The following is a 6579-nucleotide window of genomic DNA, read 5'->3' as shown; positions in this document are numbered from 1 at the left end:
ACTTGTGGATTAAATTATCTGAAAATTCAATCCCTAAATCACTCTGCTTTCTCATGACTGCAGCGATATCATGATAACCATAACTTGGAAAACGGCGATGCCAGTCTTTAATCACAAAGCTAAGAATGAACGAAATCGGATGTTTAAAAGATAAGTCATGTGCTATTTGGAATTCTTGTCTTTTAAAGTAACGAACCCCTTGTTTACACCAACTCCTTTCACCTGATACCCTTTTTTTTTAATCGTGCAATTTCAATATCTCGTTTTAGAATTTCAAGTTGAAGTCGTTCGATCTCAGTTAATAATTTACTCGTATGAAGCGCAGAAAAATGATTTCCTGTTTTTTTCTTGTTTTTTAAACCCTCTTTACCATCGCGCATGAATCGATCAATCCATCCATTAATCGTTCCTTTAGGACTTCTGATAGTTTCGCAGCACTTATATGTTCATCAACATGACGTATAACGACTTTAATACAATCCTCATAAGTCCATTTATTATTTAATCCACCTTTGGGTCTTCCCATCATTAATACCCCGTTTTATCTCTGATTTTATTATTACACAAAAAAAGTAGACAAGTCTTTTTTACTTGTCTACTTTTAGTTTACTACTCCACTAAACAGCAATCTTTCTTAATTTCATTCATGACACCCTTGCTCTGCTTTGATCGCAGTGATGTGTATTTTTAGAAACGCTCAATCATCAGCGTTTTACTTCATAAACCATACGTAGGGTTTTGAGTGGGTAACCATACAACGTATCTGGAATACAAATTTTTTGGACAAATCCATATTTCTTATAAAATGATTCGGCACTTACATTGCCATTCTCCACATCAACATATGCTTGGTCAATTGTATCAGGAACACTTGCTTCAATATATGCAAGAAGTTCTGAACCCACACCGGCACGTTGGTGTGTTGGGAGTACGTACAATGCAACAATATATAAATCATTGTCACGAATCTCATAATTCCCAAATCCTACAATATAATCATCTTGAACTGCCACCACAAGCTTTGTCGTTTCAATGCGACGCTCAAGGACTGTGGGCGCATACGCATCTTCAATAAAACGATTAATAATATCCAATGGGATTAAATCCTTATACGCTTCTTTCCATGTTATGGAGGCAATCAAGCGAATTGCTTCTAAATCATCGGGCGTAGCCAATCGTATCATTATGTCACCTTCTTTTTATATAGTAAACATTGTAACCGATATCACCTAAAATTCATAGTTTTCAATTTGAAGTTTCATAATTATACTTTGAGACGTGTCGCACTTATTTTTTTTAATATTTCCCAAGAATCATCCATTTCTTGAACTAATTTAAACTGTGTTCGTGCTCTTACTAAATTGTGGTCAGGATAGCTGGTCTTGAAATAAACGTCGCCATCGATGTAGTCTTTAAGAAAGCGCAACCCGCATTCAAGTGTCATCATTTTTGCGCCTTCTGGAAAGAGTTTGATTTCCAAATCTGATAAGCTACCGCCCGCACCTTCAATAAACCCATCCACATATGCTTCATAATACGGGATGCTTAAGTGAACTTTGGATAAGTCTTTTTCATCTTCTAATGCCGTGCTTGCACCAAATCGAATCGAATCTCCAAAATCATCTAAGGAAAAACCCGGCATGACTGTATCCAAATCCACAACACAGAGCACGTCATTAGAATCGGCATCTAAGAGAACATTATTCAACTTGGTATCATTATGTGTTACTTTTAGGGGTAATAGACCCTGTTGATGATAATCCCACAATGTATCAGCGAATTCTTGATGTTTAAGTGCAAATTCAATTTCAGGTAATGCGAAGTGTTTTCGGCCTGATTTATTGAGTTTAAGGGATTTGTGAAACTGATCATACCGCTTCGGTGTATGGTGGAAATCTTCAATCGTGAGATTTAGAGTATCAACTGGGAAGTCTTCTAAATCTTTTTGGAATGCACCAAAGGCAAGACCACTCTGATAAAAATCTTCCTTATTTTCTACAAGATCTAAGGATTTTGAATTCTCAATTAATTCATAGGCACGCCAAAAATCTCCCGATTTTGTTTGGCAGATATATTCTTGATGGTGTGTTGGAATGAGATTTAAAACTTCACGCCTTGGATCACCACCACGTTTTATGACTTTCTGGCGAATGTGTCTTGTTACTTTTTCGATATTCTCGATAAGCCCTTGCGGATCTAAAAAAATCTGATGATTAATTTTTTGAAGAACATAACTTCCTCTTGAACACATAACACGATAGGTATCGTTTATATGACCATTACCAAAGGGAACAATTTCCACTACATCCCCATCAAAACAAAATTCTTGTACTACTTCTTTTATTGATTTCATATTTTCATCCTTCTACAATTATGTGCAAGACCAAAATAACACCTAGCATTTAGGTGTTATTTTAGTTCATTAAAGAAAACGTTTATTATAACGATAGAGTAGCAACAGCAACATTCCTAAACCGACAATCATCATAAATAGAGACTGCATCGAAATGTCCTTCTGGAAATGAATTACCATCCAAATACCCAAGATAAACACAGCTATATTAGCAATGCCATTCAACAGTTTCTTCATTGCGTTCACCCCACTTAATTTCTGATGGCTCAAGGGTTATCTCTTGCCCTTTACCCAAACCATCATAGAAGATCGTTTTTTGTGTTTCATGTGTATTATTCAATAAGGCCACGGTCTTCTGATAAACATTCACTTCACAATGAATATTGGATGCAAAGAAATGCTTCATTTGATCCTCTTGATTCATTGCATAAAAAATTGAACGATATAGAATACGTGTGTTTTCAAAACTGTATGGAAGTCCCGAAAGATACACACCACGACCTCTACCAAATGATTTAGCTGCGATTGTTACATTTTCATTATCCATCTTAATTATTTCAGTAGCCGCAGTTCGAGCATACACATTGTTTATAGCTTCACCGTAATTAAAGTCATTCTCAAGATCATGAGTAATAAAATGATCTGAAAGCACCTCTTTAAAATACTTATCTGTGGACAAGGTAAATCCGAGTTCCTTGTCTACACCCAGAACGTCATGAAGTTGGAAGAAATGTCCTCCTTTTTCAAAAGCACTCGGTTCCCCAACACCGATAAAACCATGTCCTTCGTAAACCCATTTTCGAATCATCGATACAAATGCTGGATCGTTCCAAACAACATCGCCTGAAAATGAAGTTCTCGCATCCCCTGCATTAATCAGGACATCGATATCACTGGGAATTCCCGACTTAATTTCATCAAAACTTAGAAAACGGACATCAACATCCATGCCACTAAGTGACTCTAAAATTCCAATGTAAGAATATATCTGTTTGTAGTGTAGAGCATGTGCAACCATGAAATTTTGCCAACTACGTAGTGATCCCCAAGCACTCATAATCCCTACAGTTGCTTTAGTTATCGGTTTTACATCTTCTATTTTATCAATGATCCCTCTAAATTCATCAGCAGTTCTAGCAATATAATCGACAAACTTAGGAAATTTATAAGCTAGGCTTGGATATCCTCCGTAACCGATACGATTAAGTGGACTTCGCATTAATGCACGACGCGCTGATATCCAATTGTCATTTGCTTCTTTTAATATTGCATCATCATTGCCCTCAAAGAATGTATCAGGAAAGAAATACGGTAAAAAACGTCCTTCTGTATATTTTACATGAGGAATATCGGAAATAAGTCGAAGCGTCATCCCGCCGCCGACACTTCCCACTACAGCATCCAGTCCTATTGTATGGAAATATGGTCCATACGGCTCAACCCCAATCCAGTTATCACCTAAAAACATCATGGCTTCTTTACCATACGAATGCACCAAATCAACCATTGCTTTCGCTTGCTGAGCGACAAATTGTTGTTGGAAATCGATATAGTCTTTATATGCTTGAGTTGGCATGCAGAATGTCGAATTATAATATCCATTTTGGATAAAGTCTTCAGCGGTGAGACGGTAACCTTTCGCTCTTTCAAACGCCTCTAAAGCACGGGGAGAAACACTCGATCCATATCCAAACCAGTCCACAAATTTTTCTTTTCGTTGATCATTAAAACACAAGGTAAAGTGATAGTAAAACGTCGTAAAACGAATCACATCTGTTTTTGGGTTGGTTTCGAGAAAATCTTTAAGCGTGTCCATCATAAATTTTTGAGAATGCGGTTGGCGCACATCAAAAGGAATTTCTTTTTCTCGATCTTTCCAATCATTAGTAATGTAGTTATACATTTGTGTTGGATCCCAAATCATATAGGAAAGGAAATTGACGGTATACTCATGGAATGGTTCTGCATTTTTTATCACGACAACATCGCGTTTTGAATCCACTTCCCATCGCTCAACATCGACCACTTCATTACGTGTTCGATCAATAACCTGCCACCACGATTTAGGATCATGATTATAATCGGGTGAAAGTTGTTCCCGCAGATATCCTTTCATAAAGGGGATCTCAAGTTCTGTTTTGATAGCAAGATGGTAATCACTCATCAAGAAAATCTGTTGAGCCTCCGTTATATGTTGTAGTGCAAATTCATTTTGACCTCGGGCTACAAAATACGTTGTATAGATTTTCGCATCAAGGCTTTTTAAATCCTCATCTAATTTTGTTCCATCGCTATCACGTAATGCATCGGCACCCCAACGTTTCATTAAATCCTTGGTTTCTTCAAGGAAATTATTTTCACTCGGTAATGTTACACGACCATTATTCTTTTTCATATGAATCTCCTAATCTTTAACGCCACCCAAGGTCATCCCTTGAGTGAGTTTACTCTGTACAAATATATATAAAATCAGAGTTGGCAACATAACAATAACCAACCCCGCATAAAGCGGTCCAGGGTTTGCAGCCCCTCTTGCTGCCTGTTGTAAGTTTATTAATCCAACAGGTAATGTTTTTTGAGCTCCCGGCATTAACGTTAATGCAATGATATATTCATTCCAAAACGATAGAAAATTAAACAGGATCACCGTTACAATACTTGGTTTTGCCATAGGAATCATAATTTTTGTCATCGTCTGAAAATATGTACAACCATCAATTGAAGCAGCTTCTTCAAATGCTTTCGGTAATGTTTTAAAATATCCGGATAGAAGGTAAACCGTAAATGGAAGTGCAGTTGCTGCATAAACAACGGCCAACATAAAACGATTATTGATAAATAAACTCATATTTAAAAGCGATTTACTGCCCTCATTCCATTTTAGAAGCATTAAAAAGATTGGTATCACAATATAGTTAACGTTAATAAATAATCCAGCCATAAACAACCCATTAATGTGTTTCTTAAATTTAAAATCAAATCGTGCCAATACATATGCCGCAGGCAGTGCTGTAATCAAAAGGAGAACGATGCCTAAAACCGTTACATAAACGGAATTAAGGAAGTAGTCGCCCATCTTAGCTTCTTTAAAGGCAACGATAAAATTATTAAAGTTTGGATTCTGTGGAAATTTCCATGGATTCAAAAAGAACTCTCCCGGCTCTTTAAGTGATGCAAGAAACACCCAGCCAATCGGTACAATTATGGAGATGGTTAATGCAATTAGGACAACATAGACAAATAACTTATATGCTTTCTCTGCACTTATACTTTTATGTTTTTTCATAGATCCTCCTACATCTGAATTGGATCACGTTCGGTAATCTTATTTACAATTGCAGATAGTGCAAAGGAAAATAAGAAAATCATGACCCCAATCGCCATTCCATATCCATACGAAGCATTATCGTATGCTTGTTTATATAAATAACTTAGAAATACTTCGCTTGATCCACCGGGTCCTCCACTGGTTAATACTTTAACAAATAAGAAACTCATGTTAATGGTACTAATGATAAAGAACGTTAATGTGGTTCGAAGATTCGACCATATTAATGGTAGTGTAATTTGGAAGAATTGACGGGTTCGGGATGCCCCTTCAATTTTCGCAGACTCATACAAATGCTCTGGAATACTGCTAATACTTGCCATATACATTACCATGTAATATCCAATTGCCTGCCATATCATCGCTCCCGCAACGGCATACAGAACAATATTTGGATCCCCTAGAAACTGAATGTTTTTCCAGGTCTCTGGTTTAAATAATCGAATAATACTGTTTAACAAGCCCCCCTGGTCTACCGCATAAATTTGAGCGAAGATTGCGGAAATAATTGCGACAGATAAAATATTGGGAATATAGAAGATAACGCGAAAGAATCCCTTGCCCTTTACATTTTCCCGCACAAGTATGTTTGCAAATACAACCGCAAATCCAAAGGTCACAATTGTTACAATTACAATAAGTAAGATTGAATTTTGAACCGCCTGAATAAATTTTAAATCTTGAAATAATATCTTAAAGTTATTAAATCCTACAAAGGTTTTAGTACTGGATAACCCACCCCATTTAAAGAGTGACATCATGAATATATTTATCGTTGGATAAACCATAAATATCCCTATTAATATAAGTGCCGGGGTTAAGCAACCAATTACGAACCGTCTTTTTGCCTTTTTCTTATTCATATTCCCACTCCATTTCAAGGCTTCTTAATAGAAGA

At 36.5% G+C, this 6579-nt stretch carries 7 protein-coding genes; all 7 read right to left on the bottom strand.

Features of this window, described 5'->3' with window-relative positions:
* Window positions 1-355: 355 nt before the first annotated feature.
* Window positions 356-529, bottom strand: a complete 174-nt coding sequence (locus tag EPJ90_RS07975; protein ID WP_200542943.1) for a hypothetical protein — start codon at window positions 527-529, stop codon at window positions 356-358.
* Window positions 530-704: 175 nt separating this feature from the next.
* The gene (locus EPJ90_RS07970; protein WP_161637346.1) at window positions 705-1184 is read right to left on the bottom strand and encodes a GNAT family N-acetyltransferase; all 480 of its coding nucleotides are present in this window, start codon (window positions 1182-1184) and stop codon (window positions 705-707) included.
* A gap of 80 nt (window positions 1185-1264) precedes the next feature.
* The gene (locus EPJ90_RS07965; RefSeq protein ID WP_161637347.1) at window positions 1265-2353 is read right to left on the bottom strand and encodes a phosphotransferase enzyme family protein; all 1089 of its coding nucleotides are present in this window, start codon (window positions 2351-2353) and stop codon (window positions 1265-1267) included.
* A gap of 69 nt (window positions 2354-2422) precedes the next feature.
* Complete coding sequence (locus EPJ90_RS07960; protein WP_161637348.1) at window positions 2423-2590, bottom strand: DUF6903 family protein; 168 nt, start codon at window positions 2588-2590, stop codon at window positions 2423-2425.
* Entirely contained in the window at window positions 2562-4748 is a 2187-nt protein-coding gene (gnpA, locus tag EPJ90_RS07955; RefSeq protein WP_161637349.1) for a 1,3-beta-galactosyl-N-acetylhexosamine phosphorylase, read from the bottom strand. Before gnpA ends, EPJ90_RS07960 begins: the two co-directional genes overlap by 29 nt.
* 9 nt (window positions 4749-4757) lie before the next feature.
* Window positions 4758-5639, bottom strand: coding sequence for a carbohydrate ABC transporter permease (locus EPJ90_RS07950; protein ID WP_161637350.1), 882 nt, complete (start codon window positions 5637-5639; stop codon window positions 4758-4760).
* Between the two features lie 8 nt (window positions 5640-5647).
* On the bottom strand, window positions 5648-6544 hold the full coding sequence (locus EPJ90_RS07945; RefSeq protein WP_161637351.1) for a carbohydrate ABC transporter permease: 897 nt from the start codon (window positions 6542-6544) through the stop codon (window positions 5648-5650).
* Window positions 6545-6579 lie beyond the last annotated feature (35 nt).

The organism is Erysipelothrix sp. strain 2 (EsS2-7-Brazil) (assembly GCF_016617655.1).
Lineage (GTDB): Bacteria > Bacillota_I > Bacilli_A > Erysipelotrichales > Erysipelotrichaceae > Erysipelothrix > Erysipelothrix piscisicarius.
This window is presented reverse-complemented; position numbering and strand designations above follow the sequence as displayed.

Coding starts and splice junctions, on each gene's coding strand:
- EPJ90_RS07950 (WP_161637350.1), bottom strand. CDS start 5,639: ATGAAAAAACATAAAAGTATAAGTGCAGAGAAAGCATATAAGTTATTT.
- EPJ90_RS07975 (WP_200542943.1), bottom strand. CDS start 529: ATGATGGGAAGACCCAAAGGTGGATTAAATAATAAATGGACTTATGAG.
- gnpA (WP_161637349.1), bottom strand. CDS start 4,748: ATGAAAAAGAATAATGGTCGTGTAACATTACCGAGTGAAAATAATTTC.
- EPJ90_RS07965 (WP_161637347.1), bottom strand. CDS start 2,353: ATGAAATCAATAAAAGAAGTAGTACAAGAATTTTGTTTTGATGGGGAT.
- EPJ90_RS07970 (WP_161637346.1), bottom strand. CDS start 1,184: ATGATACGATTGGCTACGCCCGATGATTTAGAAGCAATTCGCTTGATT.
- EPJ90_RS07960 (WP_161637348.1), bottom strand. CDS start 2,590: ATGAAGAAACTGTTGAATGGCATTGCTAATATAGCTGTGTTTATCTTG.
- EPJ90_RS07945 (WP_161637351.1), bottom strand. CDS start 6,544: ATGAATAAGAAAAAGGCAAAAAGACGGTTCGTAATTGGTTGCTTAACC.